This window comes from Novipirellula artificiosorum, from assembly GCF_007860135.1.
Lineage (GTDB): Bacteria > Planctomycetota > Planctomycetia > Pirellulales > Pirellulaceae > Novipirellula_A > Novipirellula_A artificiosorum.
Genome location: NZ_SJPV01000001.1, coordinates 251,475 through 268,954 on the forward strand (window position 1 = coordinate 251,475; position 17,480 = coordinate 268,954).

General features: G+C 52.7%; 18 protein-coding genes and 1 other RNA gene. 7 read left to right on the plus strand and 12 right to left on the minus strand.

Annotation, left to right across the window (positions count from 1 at the left end; translation table 11 throughout):
• The first annotated feature begins 22 nt into the window (after window positions 1–22).
• A complete protein-coding gene (locus Poly41_RS00730; protein WP_146524020.1) occupies window positions 23–1,831 on the plus strand; it encodes a phospho-sugar mutase in 1,809 nt (602 codons plus the stop codon).
• On the opposite strand, the gene speA is transcribed toward Poly41_RS00730, so the two are convergent.
• Together speA and Poly41_RS00740 are read right to left on the minus strand one after the other, a co-directional pair.
• A complete protein-coding gene (gene speA, locus Poly41_RS00735; protein ID WP_146524021.1) occupies window positions 1,828–3,801 on the minus strand; it encodes a biosynthetic arginine decarboxylase in 1,974 nt (657 codons plus the stop codon). The genes Poly41_RS00730 and speA overlap by 4 nt on opposite strands.
• A gap of 240 nt (window positions 3,802–4,041) precedes the next feature.
• Window positions 4,042–4,374, minus strand: a complete 333-nt coding sequence (locus Poly41_RS00740; protein WP_146524022.1) for a HesB/IscA family protein — start codon at window positions 4,372–4,374, stop codon at window positions 4,042–4,044.
• 390 nt (window positions 4,375–4,764) lie between these two features.
• On the opposite strand from Poly41_RS00740, the gene ssrA reads away from it, so the two are divergent.
• The 5 genes from ssrA to Poly41_RS00765 all read left to right on the plus strand — a co-directional run bounded on the left by ssrA (window position 4,765) and on the right by Poly41_RS00765 (window position 9,014).
• Window positions 4,765–5,141: a transfer-messenger RNA gene (gene ssrA / locus Poly41_RS00745) on the plus strand.
• 198 nt (window positions 5,142–5,339) lie between these two features.
• Complete coding sequence (locus Poly41_RS00750; RefSeq protein ID WP_231615305.1) at window positions 5,340–7,142, plus strand: helix-turn-helix domain-containing protein; 1,803 nt, start codon at window positions 5,340–5,342, stop codon at window positions 7,140–7,142.
• A gap of 54 nt (window positions 7,143–7,196) precedes the next feature.
• Window positions 7,197–7,871: a hypothetical protein gene (locus Poly41_RS00755; protein WP_146524024.1), complete on the plus strand. Its 675-nt coding sequence runs from the start codon at window positions 7,197–7,199 to the stop codon at window positions 7,869–7,871.
• 34 nt (window positions 7,872–7,905) lie between these two features.
• Entirely contained in the window at window positions 7,906–8,142 is a 237-nt protein-coding gene (locus Poly41_RS00760; protein ID WP_146524025.1) for a hypothetical protein, read from the plus strand.
• A 23-nt stretch (window positions 8,143–8,165) separates the two neighbouring features.
• Entirely contained in the window at window positions 8,166–9,014 is an 849-nt protein-coding gene (locus Poly41_RS00765; protein WP_146524026.1) for a hypothetical protein, read from the plus strand.
• A 315-nt stretch (window positions 9,015–9,329) separates the two neighbouring features.
• Here Poly41_RS00765 and Poly41_RS00770 read toward each other — a convergent pair whose 3' ends face one another.
• From Poly41_RS00770 to Poly41_RS00815, 10 genes are all read right to left on the minus strand, one after another.
• The gene (locus tag Poly41_RS00770; protein ID WP_146524027.1) at window positions 9,330–10,010 is read right to left on the minus strand and encodes a recombinase family protein; all 681 of its coding nucleotides are present in this window, start codon (window positions 10,008–10,010) and stop codon (window positions 9,330–9,332) included.
• 80 nt (window positions 10,011–10,090) lie between these two features.
• Window positions 10,091–10,393 (minus strand): hypothetical protein, encoded by a 303-nt coding sequence (locus tag Poly41_RS00775; protein WP_146524028.1) that lies wholly within the window; start codon window positions 10,391–10,393, stop codon window positions 10,091–10,093.
• Between the two features lie 94 nt (window positions 10,394–10,487).
• Window positions 10,488–10,733: a hypothetical protein gene (locus Poly41_RS00780; RefSeq protein ID WP_146524029.1), complete on the minus strand. Its 246-nt coding sequence runs from the start codon at window positions 10,731–10,733 to the stop codon at window positions 10,488–10,490.
• Window positions 10,734–10,786: 53 nt separating this feature from the next.
• Entirely contained in the window at window positions 10,787–11,224 is a 438-nt protein-coding gene (locus tag Poly41_RS00785; RefSeq protein ID WP_146524030.1) for a hypothetical protein, read from the minus strand.
• 53 nt (window positions 11,225–11,277) lie between these two features.
• The gene (locus Poly41_RS00790; RefSeq protein ID WP_146524031.1) at window positions 11,278–11,574 is read right to left on the minus strand and encodes a hypothetical protein; all 297 of its coding nucleotides are present in this window, start codon (window positions 11,572–11,574) and stop codon (window positions 11,278–11,280) included.
• Window positions 11,575–11,755: 181 nt separating this feature from the next.
• Window positions 11,756–11,953, minus strand: a complete 198-nt coding sequence (locus tag Poly41_RS00795) for a hypothetical protein (RefSeq protein ID WP_146524032.1) — start codon at window positions 11,951–11,953, stop codon at window positions 11,756–11,758.
• A gap of 189 nt (window positions 11,954–12,142) precedes the next feature.
• Window positions 12,143–12,796, minus strand: coding sequence for a metallophosphoesterase family protein (locus Poly41_RS00800; protein ID WP_146524033.1), 654 nt, complete (start codon window positions 12,794–12,796; stop codon window positions 12,143–12,145).
• Between the two features lie 65 nt (window positions 12,797–12,861).
• A complete protein-coding gene (locus Poly41_RS00805; protein ID WP_146524034.1) occupies window positions 12,862–13,758 on the minus strand; it encodes a hypothetical protein in 897 nt (298 codons plus the stop codon).
• Between the two features lie 65 nt (window positions 13,759–13,823).
• Window positions 13,824–14,228, minus strand: a complete 405-nt coding sequence (locus Poly41_RS00810) for a hypothetical protein (RefSeq protein ID WP_146524035.1) — start codon at window positions 14,226–14,228, stop codon at window positions 13,824–13,826.
• Window positions 14,229–14,535: 307 nt separating this feature from the next.
• Window positions 14,536–15,420, minus strand: a complete 885-nt coding sequence (locus Poly41_RS00815; protein ID WP_146524036.1) for an ArdC family protein — start codon at window positions 15,418–15,420, stop codon at window positions 14,536–14,538.
• 397 nt (window positions 15,421–15,817) lie between these two features.
• Here Poly41_RS00815 and Poly41_RS00820 point away from each other — a divergent pair, with 397 nt between their 5' ends.
• Complete coding sequence (locus tag Poly41_RS00820) at window positions 15,818–17,419, plus strand: sigma-54 interaction domain-containing protein (RefSeq protein ID WP_146524037.1); 1,602 nt, start codon at window positions 15,818–15,820, stop codon at window positions 17,417–17,419.
• The last annotated feature ends 61 nt before the right edge of the window (window positions 17,420–17,480 follow it).

Below are 17,480 nucleotides of genomic sequence, written 5' to 3' on the forward strand. Positions count from 1 at the left end.
GACGAAGCCTCCGGAGCCCATCATGCAAGACCCCCTTTCCGCTGTCGAAACGGCCGTTCTCGATTCGAAGCTTAGCCAAAGTGCCTCGCTCAACCTTCGCTCCTGGTTGACCGAAGATCGCTACAGGGGATATCGCGACGCCGTCGTCGAGCATATCGAATCGGAACAGTGGCAGAAGTTGGACGACGTTTTTTGGACCATCATCCCGTTTGGAACCGGGGGGCGTCGGGGCCGAATGTATCCGATCGGATCCAATGCGATCAATGATCGAACGATCGGCGAAAGTGCCCAAGGTTTGGCGAACTATGTGCTCGAGTACGCCAAGGATCACCGTGATTTGTCTTGTGCGATCGCATACGACACTCGGCACAAGTCACGTCATTTTACCGAACTGTGTGCTGGCATCATGGTTGCCGCTGGTTTCAAGGTGTACTTGCTTGACGACTATCGAGCGACCCCGCAGTTGTCGTTCGCGGTGCGGTTGAAGCAATGTGATTGTGGAATCATGGTGACGGCAAGTCACAACCCGCCCAGCGACAATGCCGTGAAGGTCTACTGGTCCAGCGGAGCGCAGGTCTTGCCGCCGCATGACAAGGCGATCATTGACAAGGTCATGTCCTGTCAGGAAATCCACGGTACGCCCTTCGAGCAAGCCGTTGCCAGCGGACGGATTGAAGTGGTCACGGCCGAAGTCGACGCCGCTTACCTTGATGCAGCAGCCAAGCAAGCCTTTTCGGGGCCCCGTGACGCCAAAATCCTGTACACTCCGCTGCATGGTGTTGGCGCCGAGGCGGTGCTACCCCTGCTCAAGCGAGATGGCTTTGCAGAGGTGGAACTCTATGGTCCCCATGCCGAGAAGAGCGGTGATTTCCCGAATGTCCCAGGCCATGTTTCGAACCCCGAGAACGTCGCTGTCTTCGAGAAGCCAATTGAGCATGCCAAATCAGTTGGTGCCGATCTGGTTCTGGCCACGGATCCCGATTGCGACCGACTGGGGGTCGCCGCCCCAATCACACGGGATCCAAGTGGCGATTGGCGAACCTTCAACGGGAACCAAATCAGTTCGATGCTTGCCGAGTATGTGCTTAGCAGGCGTGCGGCGGCAGGAACCCTGTCTGCCAACCATTATGTTGTCAAAACGCTCGTCACCACGGAATTGATGAGGCGGATTGCCGAACACCACGCAGTGCGTTGTGTTGGTGATCTGCTGGTCGGCTTCAAATACATTGCCGAAGTGATCGATCGCGAAGGCCCCGACGAGTTTGTGTTTGGAGCGGAGGAATCTCACGGCTATTTGGTGGGCCAGTATTGCCGCGACAAAGATGGCGCAGTCGCTTGCATGTTGATGAGCGAGCTCGCCGCAGAACTGAAATCGAAAAACAAATCGATGCACCAGTATTTGAACGATCTGTATCGGAAACACGGCTACCACAAAGAAACCCTGATCAACTTGATGATGGAAGGCAGCGAAGGGATGGCGGCGATGCAGCGGCTGATGACCGCGTTTCGGCAATCGCCACCAAAAGCACTCGCCGGTATTTCGGTTGCCCAAATCCGTGACTACGGATCTCAAACACTGACGAAGGTAGCGACGGGGCAAAAGGATTCGATGGAAGGGCCCCAAGGCGATATGATCATTTTGGATTTGGCCGACGAAGGCAACTACGTCGCAGTACGCCCGAGTGGCACGGAACCCAAGATCAAACTCTATGTGTTCACGCGGCTCTCGCCGGCCCAGTCCAGCGACCTCGCGGAAGCCGAAGTTGCCTTGACCAGACGCCTTGAAAGCATCGAATCCGACATGCGATCGTTTGCCAAGCAGAACCGTTAAGGGGTGATCCCCTCCGTCGCCAGATCTGCAACCGGTTTGACCTGCGAAACCGAGTTGCCGTTTTCGGACAGGTACGTGTAGCTCTCAAGCGATCGCTCGTAAAAACGAATCATTTCGCCCGCTTGAGTGTTATCGATCAATCCACGCTGCACGGCGGACTCGATCGCCTCAAGCCAACGACGACTGAGCTCTCGATTGTCGTACTGGACATAGCCTAGCACTTCGTTGACCGTATCCCCTTTCACGACCGAATCGATCCTCACTGCCCCATCTTTCATGTCGACATGAACAGCATGTGTGTCCCCAAACAGGTTGTGCAGATCGCCAAGGATTTCCTGGTAGGCACCGACCATAAAAATCCCTATCTGGTAGGGCTGGTTCGCAATCCAGTGGTGCAAGAGCAACGTCCGCTGTGGCCCCTCGCCACCGACGAATCGGTCGATCTTGCCGTCGCTGTCACACGTGATATCGCCAATCACCGCATGCCGCACCGGCTGTTCTTCAAGTCGATGGATGGGCATCACGGGGAACAACTGGTCGATTGCCCATGAATCAGGAATGGATTGGAACAACGAGAAATTGGCAAAGTAGATGTCCGACAACAATCGGTTCAAATGCTTGACGTCGTCAGGCACATATTCCATCGCCCCAGCAAACTCTCGCACACGATGGCAAATAGCAAAGTACAAATTTTCGGCAACAACTCGTTGCTCAAGCGGCAGGTAACCACCACTAAACAAATTCATTGCCAAATCCAGTGACGTCTGCGAATCGTGAAACGATTCTAGCATGTTTTCTTCGGTCAAATCTTGATAGGTCAACCAAAGGTCGCGTACCGGTTGCTCGTATTCATCCGGCACATCCGCCGGCAAGTCCTGCACGCTCCCTTGGTGTGTCACTCCAAGCGTATTGACGATCAACACACTATGGTGAGCAGCAACGGCTCGCCCACTCTCACTGATCAGTTCTGGATGTGGCACATCGGCTTCGTCGCAAACCGTTTGCACCAAGTAGACCACGTCTTTGGCGTATTCCTGCATCGAGTAATTCATACTCGATTCGTTGTCGCTGTGCGTACCATCGTAGTCGACGCCTAGGCCGCCACCGACATCCAGTATTTCCAGTCCTGCCCCGCGGCGACGAAGGTTGACGTAGATTCGTGCGGCTTCCAGAATCGCCGCTTTCAATTGGCGAATGTGTGTGATTTGGCTGCCCACATGAAAGTGCAACAGCTTGAAGCAATCGGCCATGCCCCGGTCCTCGAGCATCTGCAATTGACGCAGCATCTCGGCGACCGTTAAACCGAATTTGCTGCGGTAGCCACCACTCGCCTGCCAGCGCCCCGAGCCTCGAGTCGCTAGCTTGACGCGCATCCCGATCGTTGGCCGCACCCCGATGACTTGAGCGTGCTTCAAGATGAGATCCAACTCGCTGACCTTTTCGACGACCGGAATCACGGTGCGTCCAATCTGCTGAGCGCGCATCGCCAAATGAATGAAGTCGTCGTCCTTGAAACCGTTGCAAATGATCGGCGTTTGCGAATCGGTCATCGCGACAACCGCCAACATTTCCGGCTTACTGCCGGCTTCAACGCCGAAGCCATAACTGCGGCCGTGTTGAACGAATTGCGCGACAACATCACGCTGCTGGTTCACCTTGATCGGGAACACGCAGCGGTAGGTATTGTTGTATCCAAACTCTTCGATCGCTTCACCAAAGCACTCGCTCAGCCGCTTCAACCGGTCTCGTAGGATGCCGTTGAATCGCAGCAGGATCGGCAAATCGAGACCGCGCTGCGTCAACCCATCCACCAGCTCCTTCAAGTCGATCTGCTCTTCCGGGTCACGGCCGGGGGTCACGACCAACCGCCCCGAATCCGAGACAGAGAAATAGCCGTCTCCCCAGCGATCGATTTCATAGAGAGATGCGGAATCCGACGCGGACCATTTTTTCGACTCAGCGATGCTCATTCGATCGGCCACCGTTAACGAAAACGTTGTTCAAAAAGGCCGACAATCGGCACAACAGCGGGCCGAATTCTACACGGCAACTCCGATGTGGATAGGCAGCAAGGATCAAATTCACCACAGAAAACGGACCGCTAAGCTTGGCACGCGAATCGGCATGCAGGGAAGGGCTGTATCGAGCCAAAAAAAACGCTCTCCGGCCGAAACCGGAAAGCGAGTGGGGTCGATCCAGGAACGGTGTGCCTACGCTTGAAACGAGCTTCCGCAACCACAACTTTTGACCGCATTCGGGTTTTCAAACGTAAAGCCTTGCTTCTCGAGGCTCTCGTACCAATCGACGGTGGTCCCATCGAGGTACAACGCACTTTTCTTATCCACAACCACCTCGACGCCATGCCAGTCATATTTGCTGTCGGCCTTGTCGTCGAACTTGTCATCGAAGTTCAGCGTGTAATTGAAACCGCTGCATCCGCCACCGGCAACGCCGATCCTTAGCAGCATGTTCTCGTCGAAGTTATGCTCTTTACGAAACCGCTTCACTTCGTCAGCGGCACGTTCGGTTAATTTGACTGCCATCGTCGATAAACCCCTCATCACGGGCGAGTCTTGAAATGTAAGTAACAGCTTCCCTATCGTATTCTCACTGGCAACCACTCGACAAGATGCAGACGAGGGCAATTTGTTGTGAATTTGCCGCCAAATCCCTTGTCTTGCGCGTTATGAATCCGCCAATCGGCTCACGCGCAGGGCCGGCATTTGTCCGCAGTGAGTCGGGTATCGTGCCGTTTCGCGATCTCCAACGGCAGAGCGGGCACCTTTCGCTGCCCCCAGTTCCCCAGTGGGTCTTGCCGTGATTCCACGGATTCTGCCACTCGCAAGTTGCCCTATTTGCCATCGATCTTTACAATGGAGGCGTGGTGAAAAGCAAATTTCTCCAATCCCTCCATTTCTCTTCTCCCGAATTTCGGGGGCGATTTGGATTCGACCGGATGATTTGAAGCACCGCTTGCGTGTCGTGGTTGATCAGTTGGCCACGTAAAAAGCTGATCACACTTTTAGTTGCAGACGAAAGTTTCGCAATGGCCGCCTAAGAACAGGTAGCCCGGACTGATGGGGACCGCCGGAGTCGCTTGAATGTCCGTCACAATTCCGGATCGCGCGGCGTCCTACTCGAGACGCGTCGCGCTAGAAACGATTCGAGTTAGTGGAGTGTGGAACCTGTCAAACAGTGCCACACAAAGCGAAAAGGCGCTTTCGAGGCGCTACAAATGGTTTGACTACACACGTAGACGGCGATGTGGATGCATCGCGGGACGCGGGTTCAATTCCCGCCGCCTCCATCAAGGCCACTTGAGTCAAATGACTTAAGTGGCCTTTTCTATTGACTTTGCGTCAACTATCTCGGGGTGCCAAAAGCCCGCACATCGCCGATGGGTGCCTTTTTGGACGTTTTCTGGGTGCCTTTCTGGGTCGATTTGGGTGCCATTCTGCGATATGATTACCGGAAAGGAACCCGTGTACCCATATTGCGTGCTGATAAAATGCCAAAGAAGACCGACGACGAATGGGAGCCAGATCCCCGTGGAGACTTTCCCCGCAAAGTCGGAAAGTGGCGTAACAGGGCAGGGAAAATTGAGCTGAGGAAGTTCAAGTTCGGTCGCAACAAGAACCAAGCGAAAGCTCGTCTGGCAAGAGTCCGAGAGCTTTGGACATTCGTCGAACAGGCTGTGGAGCTGCGGATTCAAGACCGATCACAACCGGTCAACCCGTACTCCTTTGATCCGCCGAATCACGTTGAGCCAATATGGAACGGCGATGCACTTTGGATTGCACTTCAGTTGGCGAGAGGCAAGGTTCAAATCGAAGTGACGCGAGCTGACGAGAGTGACAACAGCTTCGCCCTAAAAGTCAATCAGCTTGCGGCGGCGTACCCATGCGTTGTCTTTGTCCCAGAAGACAGTGCTTCATTTGATGAAGGTACGGATCAGCTTCGCCAAGCGGCAGAGTTCGATCTCCGTCGAATACATCGGGCAGCACCGAACATACTTCCTGAGCTTGCAGAGTCCTTGTTCGAGACGTTGGATGTGTACGTCGCAAACATACGAAAGAGGGACGTTGAGGCAACTCCAGACGGTGAAACCCTCACGGCGTTCGGTAGTCACAAAATCTCGAATGTGGATAACATCAAGGCCCACCAGAATGATCGTCCAATTGCAAGTCTTGATCTCGATGGGTGTCAAGATTTGATCGACTACTGGCGAATGCGGCCACTCACAATCGACAAGAGAATTGATCCGCCACGGCAGATGGGGAAAAGAACCTGCGAGAACAAGATTGCGGAACTTGGCAGGTTCTTCAAATGGCTCCACAAGAACAAAGCATTTTCTTGGCGGAAGCCAGAAGACTTCGATGACCTAAAAACGCGAGTCATGGATCTGCAAGAAGAACGCACGAGTATCGTGAGCATGACGAAACGAACGGGCTATCTTCCAAGTGAGTTGGCGGTCATCAACAAACACGCGACACCACTCGAACGTCTGCTTTTGCTGCTCGCACTGAATTGCGGATTCAAAGGTGCTGAACAGGGCACGCTCCTGTTGGATCACTTGTTCCTCAATGAACCGCATCCCAATCGTCAGTATCTGCGTGAGCTATGTGGGTATGAGGTCCAAGCGGCGGATCAGTTCATCCTTTACAAACGCAACAAAAGCATGGTCTATGGCGAGTTTCTGCTTTGGCCGCAAACCGTCAAGCTGCTGGAGTGGGCCTTAATGCAGAGAAAGGCCGTTGTTCAGAAGTATGACTTGAATCATCGCAACGTGCTCATCACGAAGGCGGGTACGCTCTACTATCGCCAGACTTTGGGAAGCAAAAATTCAAGTCAGATATTCACCAATAAGTGGCAAGCGTTGATTAAACGCGTACGAAAAAGCGAGCCCGACTTTCCCTACTTTTCATTTTCAACTCTCAGAGACACCGCGTCGGATGCAGTTCGCCAAAAAGCTGATGGCGAAGTGTCCTCTACCTTTCTTCTGCACGGACAGCCTGTAAAAAGCGATGACTTACTTGACCTCTACACCAAGCGACCATTTGCAAAGCTGTTTGAAACGCAAAGGCTGCTTCAGAGTGAGTTCCAGCCGATTTTTGATGCTGCCCCCGAAAAGATTGACGAGCAACCCATGCAGCAGTACACGACGTTGGACAAGCGTGAACAAATCGTTGAGTTGAAGAAGGAAGGCAAGACGGTCACCGAAATCATGGAGGCAACGGGGGTTTCGCGAATGACCGTGATTCGTACGCTGGACCGGCTCTATTTCAAAAGAAAGAAGTCTAACTCAAATTGACCGCTTCGCATTGACGGACACCAATTACGCCTCTGACAACCAACGGAGGCATCAATGGTTCAACCAAATTCGCAAGTTCACATCTCAACCCCAGCGTCTGTGAACACACAGCCTGCCAGACATTGGATTGGCCGTCTTTTCTTGATGTCCGCGATTCCATTGATGTGGCTGCAGGACAGCTTGTCACTAACAGCAATGGTTGTTGGTGGCGTGATCTTCTTTCTTATCTTGGCCTTCAACGACTCGGATCGCGGCATTCGAAGACGCCCGTCGTCGATCATGGCGAGATTCATGTTCGCCGTTTGGGCGTTCCTGTTTCTCGGGTTCTATTGGATGGGTAACCATGCGGCGGGGCGAACATACTTCAGTTTTGCTGACACAATCATTTGTGCATTTTGGATCACACTGATTATCACTGCAGTGTTCTGGAGTTGCCTTTGGTTTGCATCGCAATTGGTTTTGGATGATCCCGATTACCGGCAATGGACTATCGCCGGTGGGCACTATTTTTGGGACACGCTCCCGGCGATCCTGAATCCAGATAGCGAAATGATCCGTAACGGTGGATTTGTTGAACCGTCCTACACGGATTTCACGCCGCCACCGCATTGGCAACATCAGTGTCCGGTGTGTGGCGCCCGCGTTGAACATGCCGTGGACGTTTGCTGGAACTGCTGCTACGGCGCTGATGGTGATTCTTCAGCCTACTTTCGGCGATACGGTCGTTGATCAATTGAGAAAGCACTTACAAGGAGACATTTGCGTGGAACAAGATGGCACCGGAGAGAGTCACGAAACAACAGCACTCATGTGCGAAATACTTGCGTTAAACGCTGCAACCCATGCCGGTACGGATTTTGTATTGCTGACGGTTCGACTTAATCCCTTCTCGTTTCAAACCACTGAATTGCTGGTTCCACTCACACAGGCACGAGATCGACTTCAGGTCGATTTAGCGGATGTGCTGGAACGGTCGCCGGTTTTCAAAGATCTGGGATAGATACGTGTGGAAAAGGAGGATGAATGAAACAGAAAGAATACGAGCACGAAGCGGTACCAGAAGAATGGCTGACTGACCATGACCCCAATCGGCGGCTTCTCGCAGCCAAATCGGTCATCATGAACCATCCATCGAGTATGGAGGAAGCGGTTGGAGTGCTTGAAGAATTGCCAAATGACGACACTCTTCTTGGGGCTCGGGTCAGAAGGGCGCTTGCCAAGTTTCAATTGGACGTTGAGCAAGAGTTCGACACGTTGTTCAAATTGAGTGACAAAGATCGACGTGGTTTTGTGACCAACAAATTGCAGAAATCTGTTTCGTCGATACGAACACCAAACGCCGACAAAGACATGCTGGCCCTGTCAGCCGAAGTTCAGAAAAGTCATTGCGATTCAACGCTTCGAGAGTTTGCTTCTTTTTCCCCATACAAGAATAGAACATCAGACGCAGCCATAGTGCTCGTTCAGTTCGGTGACATTGGACTGGATGCAATCATGGACGGTGTGTACTCGTACGACGGAGAGGTCCGTTTGTTTTCCATCACGTGCGTTTCGGAATTGCTGCTGACGCACTTCCCAGAATGGATGGAAGAAATTGCAGGCATCCTTGACCACTGGGACTTATCGATAAAGTGTTATGTTCCCAGAATGCTTTGGCGGTCTCAGGCATCGTTCGCTCTTCCAATGCTAGAACAGTGCCTCAGTCATGATGACTTCGGTTTCGCGGCGCTTTGTGCAAAGGCGATTGCGATCATCGACCCCTCGAAAAGAGAGAACTCGCTGAAATTTGTCGAAGGTCTGGAGATCGACGAGTTTTTCAAGTCGAACCTGCTTGCTGAGCTTCGTGGCGAGAAACCCTATCTGGGCATGTGAATTCTGCGGCGGTGATTTTTCGATCCTCGAAACTGTTGTTCGTATCTGCCGTCCGCAAGTTTCAGACCATCGCCAAAACAAAAACTTTTGTAACGCCCCTTTCAAGCCGCCGAAATTCTGTCGGCGGGAATTTTCGGAATCCGATTTATTTGAATCGGTCAGCGCATTGGGCGATCAAAATAAGTTGCTCGATAACAAAGAGACCTCATGGCGTAGTGTCTGGGTAGGGTTCCGGGGGGACTTACTTTGCAACAAAACCGATAATAATTTCTGGGTTGTTGATTCGCCGACTCACCTTGCACATTTCCGCGTGAATCAGGAGCCAAACCGATTCAGCACGGCACGCACTTGAACATGATTCCAAGTGCGTCCACGTCGTGTCTCGTATCCTTCGTCGTCTAGGTGACTGGCAATCGCGCGTAGTGAAAGCCCTTGATCTCGAAGCTCTTGCATTATCGGGTAGAGATCAGTGTAGGCGGTGTCCGCCTCCTTCTTTGCGACGACGCCAGCGGCCTGTGCTCCGACTCGGCTGGCTTCAGCCGTTAGGTTCCGGCACTCGGGTCGTGACGCACCAAGCAATCCACCACGTGCTTTGTAGGCGGCGAGTGCAGCCTTCGTTCGGTCACTGATTCGCTTGGCTTCGTCCTGTGCAACAGCCGCAAGGATGTGAATTGTTAGATCGTTGGCGCTGGGTTGGTCGCAGGCGACGAATTTCACTCCAGCTTCCATCAGGCCGCTCAGGAAGTGAACGTTCCTTGCCAACCGATCAAGCTTCGCAATGATCAAAGTTGCTTTGGCACGTCGAGCATGAGCAACAGCTTTGGCAAGTTCAGGTCTGTCTGCCCGCTTGCCTGACTCCACTTCAACATACGGCTTCAGAACCTGTGCTCCGTGGGCTTTGGCGAACAATGAAACGGTTGCCTCTTGTCCTTCAAGCCCGAGACCAGACTTTGCCTGCTTTGAAGTTGAACAGCGGTAGTATGGCACCAATTTCACGTTCAATTCTCCGATTTGCTGTCGTGGTAAGAAGCCTTAGACGAACGGTGAGGGCTTCTTACCAATATCTAAATTGCGATTTACCGTTCTGCTTCAGTAGTTGGTGTCCCTTCGCCAGTGACATTGACGGCGCTAATCGAACGGATGGATGGAATAAAATGCTCGTCAACTGGGACTCCGAGCTTGCTGATTTTCTCAGCCAATTCATCGTATTCATCCAGCGGCAGTCCGATGTCGTCGGCAACTTCGATGAACTCCATTGAGTCGTCGATTTGATCGGCCTCACCGTCTAACACCTGAGCGATTGCATCGGCTGGGCTGTCGGCGATCACTCGGTACTTCGTCGAGTGGATCTCGTACTGTTCGACTTCATAGAGTGGCATTCGGTTTCCCGTGTTGTTGGAACGCTGATGTAGTTGGTGTCCGTCTGCGAAAAGAAAAGGGCGTCATCCGTGACGCCCGAGCCAACAACACTTCTCACTCAGGCTTGAAACCGAAGTAGAACCTCGGTGAATGTTGGAACATCATCGAGCCCCGCACGCCATCGCTCTTCCGCTGAACCACAACGTATGGAGCGAGGAAACTGAGAACGCTGAATGTGGCCTGCACTTCGGACGTGTCGAAAACGTCGCCATGCTTGGCTTCCAGATACTCGCGTGAACCCGGCTCGGCGTTGATGGCGGCGACTTGTTGGCGGCGAATGGTTTCGGTCGGATCGGACATGTGCTGGCTCTCTTGAAGGGACGTTGTTTGGACAACCATGTAGCTGGTGTCCGTTACCTCGCTTTTGCCGTCCGTTTTGCTCGTCGCTTCGCAAGTGAGTTTCGGTGATGCTGACGAACATGTTCACGCCATTCCGCGTTACCGCCGTGAGTCTCAACCGGAACCATGTCGAGATAGGATTTGGGACAGGAGTAGTAATAGGGATGCATGGACTCATCCATGTCCTTGTATCCCCAACCGTCGTCAGATCGGCTGTATTGCAACAGGTCGCATTGAATCCAACGCTGTTGCGACTCCGTGTGCTCACCGTCTTGAATGAACGTCCGTTCAAAGACCGACCATAGAACGCCCGAAAAACAGTTGCCTCGGAAACAATGGGCAAGGCACGTTGTCTTGATGGTCGTGCCATCGTCGTTCGTGCGTTCCCAAGCACTGGTGCGATCTTTGATCATGCTTCGCCGAACGCTGCCCGGAATGAATAACCAACCCATGTTCTGTCTCCCGTGTGAGTGTTGTTATCTGACACGGAAGTAGGCGGTGTCCGTCAGTATTCGTCTGGCAGAAGTAGGCAGGTCGAGGATCGGTCGGCCTCGGTGATGACGTAGAGTTTTTCGCCCTTCGCGGTGTGATACACGCTCAGGATTCTCTCGCCGTCTCCCAAAGCCTGCTCATTGGCTGCTGCGTCATCTTCGCAAACGTCTCCCCAATCGCCGGTGTGGTGCCTGCAGATTAACGAGTCTGCTGATTCACCAGACTCTTCAAGTGTTTCAAGGGCTCCCGGTGTGGCAACAATTCGGCCCAAATTGAACTTTGGCCTTTTCGGTTTCAGCGGTGCGATCATCTGTTGGTTCCTGTTGGACTGGTTTGCTGTCGGCATTCTCGGCGTGCTTCTTTTCGCCGCCGCTTCTTGCTGACTCGTTTGTATGTTTCCGTTTTTTCTGAGCGGCCCCGACCATTTCGGGAGCCGCCCATGCCACGTTTAAGTTTCATGCTGTCTCCTCTGACGGTGTAGCCGGTGTCCGCTACCAATCTTCACCGTAGTGGCCGAAGTATTCATCAGCCTGCTCGAAGTCTTCCAGTTCCTGCTGAGCCAGCGTCTCATCCCACGGTTCATCGTCCGGGAAGTCGTCTGCGAACTCTTCCGCAGCGAGTTCGTCGAGGATGTCGCCGTAGCCACCGTTGATGTGGTCTTCCATGAATTGGTCAAGCAGATCGTCCATCGTTCTCTCCAGTGTGAAAGTGTTGTTTACACCGATGTAGTTGGTGTCCGTCAGTCACATTCGCACTCGAATTCGGTCGGTGCCACGTTTTCATCAGTGATGCAACCGCCTGAGTAGCGGCAAGGGAATGGTGTCGCCGATCCCTCTTCGCCGTAGATCATCAGATGATCGAGATCCAGCACTTGGGAACTACTTCCTTATTTCACCTGCCTCGTTGACCTGCCAGACTTTGCCTGATTCAACATCAAGTGCCGTCAACCATCCACCATCGCAGACACCAGTATCGAGGCAGATCAGAAATCCCAAGTCGAGGATCTCTGGCTGTGGTGTATGTCCAGCGACGACCGTTTTGCCTGAGCAATGCCGCGTTCGCGGCACGTAGTCTCGAAGTGAAAGCCAGCGGATTGTCTTGTCGTCCTGCTTTTCAAGTGGCACATCGGGCTTGTAGTTAGCGTGCAAAAAGATGTGCGTTTCGGTCTCGAAATACGAATGACAACTTTTTAGAAACCGAAAATGGGAAGACGGAATCAGATCAAGCTGACTGCTTGAGCCGTAGGAATCGAGCGCTGCGTCACCTCCACAGTTGAGCCAGAACTGAAAGTCGGAACGTCCATTTTTCGCGTGGAGCATCATCTGGTCATGATTGCCGAGTATTGGGACCAAATGACAGCGGTCGCCAAGTTTTATCAACTGGTCCAGTACGCCCTTGGAGTCGATCCCTCTGTCAACGTAGTCTCCCAACGGGATGATCGTGTCTTTGGGTTGCGGATCAATGGCGTTGATCAATGATTCAAGAGCGATGGAACACCCATGAATGTCGCCGATTGCGATGGTCCTGATCATTGGGTCTGCTCTCCGCTTTCTAGTTTTCTTCCCGAACGTTGTAACGTCAGTTTAGCCGGTGTCCGTCAGTCACCGACCTCATCTTTGTAGCGCGAAAGCGTCCGATAAAAGCTGGCTCGACTCTTGCCTAGTGACCGGCACCAAGCGACCTGCTGATCCTTAACGGAATCAGGGTGGTTCGTGATGACGTTTTGAAGCATTTTGATGTCTTTGCTTTTGCTGTCGAGACGCTTGGTTGCTTCGTTCTTTCGTCCCAACGTCTGCAACTGGCTCTTTAGCAATGAACGCCAATCGAGGCGTTCAGATCGAGCGTATTGAAACTTGCGAATAGATGGTCCCAGCAGTCTCATCGAAAGCTGGCGGTCATCGGAGTTCTCCGCGATGTAGTCGATGATCTCTTGGCATTCATCCGGCGTGATTCCATTGAATCCGTTGGCGGCAACTGAACGCATCAAATCAATAACCTGCTCGTTCGTCGCCGAGAGTTCAAATTGATCGCAGCGCGAAAGGACCGCGCGGAAGGCATCGTTCTTCTTCGGAATCACGTTACAAGCAAAGATACATCGACTCGTAAACTCGAACGAACTCGGCAGATCGGTCAGCTGGGTGGAATTGTAAGTGACGATTCTTGGAGTTCCCCACAATGCACTTCGCAATAAACCCAGATGTGCCATCGACGAAAACATGCTGTCTACGTCGTCAAAGAATATTGCCTCATCGTCACGGTGTTGATACAGAATCCCGTAGAGCGCTAACGGCGTCACATGACTGTTGATCAGAATAGGCGACACGCCTTCATCCTCAAGCGTTGCCAATATTGTGCGGCTTTTCCCAAGCCCACCCTGACTGCCGAAAACAAATAGGGCGTGGCTGTGTCGTCGAGCGACAAGCCTGACGTGGTGAGCGAGTAACGCCTGTCGCTGTTCCAGAGCGGTCATTTCCGAGGTTTCAATGCCATCCATTATTGGATCTCGCTTGTCGTTTCAAAAGTTGTAGTTTGTTTCTCTGAACATTTAGCTGGTGTCCGTTACTCCAATCCCATTGCTTCGCGGCCCACGTACTGACCACAGTCATCGATGCCCAACACGATGAAGATCGAGGACTGAAGCGAAATCGCCGCGTCCCACAGGTCTTCTGCCGAATGCTCGTTCGTCCCTCTGAAATCGGAATCGCCGAGCCGCCTCAAAAGGACACACAATGACATCGGTGAAATCGAACAGTGTCCGTTTTCGTAAACATCCCTTTCCTTGACACTGCAAGCGTCGATGCCTTGATTAACGCACTGAGCAATTGCGGCCCACTCGAACTGGCATCGAATCGTCATGTTAAACGGATCACTGCGTGTGGCTTTGATGGCCTGCAGGACGGTTGAGTACGGAACGCTGATCAGTTGGCAGTTAAGGATCGAGTTGTCGATTTGCGTCTCAGGCATTTTGATCTCCATCAGATTTGGGGCTGTCTGAGGATGTAGTTGGTGTCCGCAGTGAAGTCAGAAAGCCGATCCGAACGCAGCACTGATCGTTTGATGGCTTGAGACTTCGCAGGGGCAGGGATTCCCGACGATTGCTGCGCAGTCCAAGGCGTCAGGTTTCGCTCTGCGTGGTGGCGTCAAAGCCAAGCATCAAAATCGATCAGTGATTGCGTTCTTATCGGGTGCTCCGATCGAAGCAATTGTGTAGCCGGTGTCCGGTACGAGAACAAAAAGCGGTGACTCCGTTCACCGCATTGGGCCGCATCTTTCAGGCGATGGCTGGTTCTTCTGTTTCTGCTGGTTGCTTGCTGAACGACAGCAGGTAATCAACGGCTTTGTTGGATTGAGCCGATACGAAGAAGATGAAATTCGGGTCTTCTCTCAACTGCCGCAACCAATGCTGCAAATACGACGCGTGATTATCGAGATTCTGAGCGACAGGCAGGCCGAGTTCCGCCATCAGCAGGCACGCGCCGATTTCCGCTCGCAATTCGCCTTTTGCGTATCCCTCTTTTTCACAGTCCCAATCGAGCCGCGACTCCGAGTGGTGCATATGCTCATGCAGACTCGTTTCGTAATACGCTTCGGGTGACTCAAATCGGCTTCGGTGTGGAAGCTGAATGTAGTCGCCTTTGATGTGATAGAAGGCTTCACTGCCACCGTGTCGCAGATCAGCACCTATTGCATCGATAACTTCATCAGCATGTTCGTAACGTTCAAACGGAACACCATCGGACACGGCTTCGCTGACATGGAATTTTCCCAGCGTCGTCTGGTCCGCATTGAAAACGCGAAATGATCGCATCATGAAGAACGAGTCATCGACTTCGCTGCCGGTCTCATCGATCTTCGTTCGTTCAACAGGCCGGTACAGCACAACAACCGTTGACTTCGCACCCTTCAAGACACGACCGCCCTGCTGTTTGATTTGATTGAATGTTCCCCACCATTTCGATCGAAAATCATTCTTCATCGCCGAGCACATCAACAGCAATTGATTGATGCCTTTGTACGCACTTCCAGATGACAAGCTGGTGTGCAGTCCCGGAGCATTTGGATCGACGCTCCATGGCTTTCTCCAAGGCAACAAATTGCCACCAGCGAGGGCTTCAACGATCGTGCTAGTGATTTCGGTTCGAAGGGCGTTTGACATGTGCGGCGTCTCCAAGTGGGTTGGTGATGTTGACGCCGATGTAGTTGGTGTCCGTTATCTCGCACGGCACACAAACGCAAAGTCACTTGGGAACTGAGACCACTTCAAACGAGTGGCTGATTCTCAAAACGGTTTCACGGATCGATGAGACCGAGCGACCTGAAGCGAAGCAGTATTCCAGCACGCAAATCCAGCACATTGATTAGCCGAGCTGCCGCAAGTCTCAGGTCTTATGGGTCTCACTCAAAGCCATGGCCTCGCGGCACTGGCTGGTCGCAAATTGGTGACGGACACCAGCTAAATTCTTAGTTAATGGCACTTTGAGACTCGGGTGGTTGCCAAGCACTATTCAGCGTGGTACAAATCCATTTGTTGTTTTCACAAACAGGATGGTGCCATGCCGCGAAAGAAGATTCTCGTTCAATGGATCGGTCATTCCGACCTGCGATCGCTGGCTGCGAATAGCTCGCAGGCCCGTAGCGAGAAGCTTATGGCCGGACTCCGAGGGGAGCTTCCGAAGAAAGAGGACTTGGGGCCAACGAAGACGCTGTTGACTACCCAGAAGTTCGACGAGGTCCGGTTGTTGACCAATTACTCGTCGGAATTCAATGGCTGGTTTGCCAAGTGGCTTGGTGGTAAGCCGGTTGTGCGAGAGGTCAAGCTGGACAAGCCCACCGACTACGCCGCGATCTTTGAGATAGCCAATCAAGAACTCGAATCTCTCAAGTCATCCAAGGCTTGGTCTGAAACCGATCTCTACCTGCATCTAAGCCCCGGTACTCCGGCAATGACTGCAGTTTGGTTGCTGCTTGGAAAAACTCGCTTTCCTTGCACTTTCTACGAGACGTTCAGAGGTAAGTCGTGGGTCACGGATGTGCCGTTTGATCTGATCGATGTTATTCCAGAAGTGCTTCGTGACCCCGATGCTCATTTGCAGCACTTGGCATCACAGGCACCGTCTGAGATCGAAGGCTTCGAAGACATCGCAGGTGATAGCCGTTCAATCCGTGACGCTGTCGGTCGCGCTAAACGTGCAGCCATTCGCAACGTCACTGTCTTGCTCGTCGGCGAAAGTGGAACCGGCAAAGAGATGTTTGCCCAAGCGATTCACAAGTCGAGCAATCGCCGAGATAAACCGCTGAGGTCCGTTAATTGCGCCGCGCTGGCGAAGTCATTGTTGGAGTCCGAGTTGTTCGGGCACAACAAGGGAGCCTTTACGGGAGCGGACGCTGATCGAAAAGGACTTTTCGAAGTCGCCGACGGTGGCACAGTCTTCTTGGACGAGATCGGCGAATGTGATCTGGAAACACAAGCCAAGTTGCTGCGTGTGCTTCAACCCGTCACCGGTGAAGGTCCGTCTGTTCGATACATCCAACGACTAGGTGATGACAAAGATCGCCGAGTTGATGTGCGAATCATCGCGGCGACGAACAAGGATCTTTTTACTGCGATCAAGAATGGTGAGTTCCGAGAAGACCTGTATTACCGGTTGGCCGGGATCTCAATCAGACTCCCACCACTTCGAGATCGTAAGACAGACATCCCCAAGATCGCAGAGCGCTTCATGGGCTTGCTGAACACGCAATTCGAGGCCGATCAGCCCGGCTACGAGCACAAATCCCTTTCTGCTTCCGCAATTTCATTTGTGAAATCACAGCCTTGGAACGGCAATGTACGGCAGCTCTACAACGCTTTAATGCAGGCGGCAGTATTAACTGACGGAAAAACAATTGGGCGTAAAGAAGTGGCTGCTTCGATCGCAGAAATGCCTGATTCGGCCAGTCGATCCCGTGGACTTGTGGACCGTCCGCTTGGCGAGGAATTCGATCTCGAAGATCACCTTAACGATATACGGGGGCAGTATTTGCGCCGGGCGATGGAAGAGTCTGATGGAGTCAAAGCCAAGGCGGCTCGGCTGCTTGGGATGAAGAATTACCAGACCTTGGACGCGCAGCTGAAACGGCTCGACGTTTCGGGCGATTGGAGCACCGAAACATGATCGAAACAAACGACCGCCGACCATTTGGCACACCCCGTGCTTTAGTGGTCCGGTATGAACA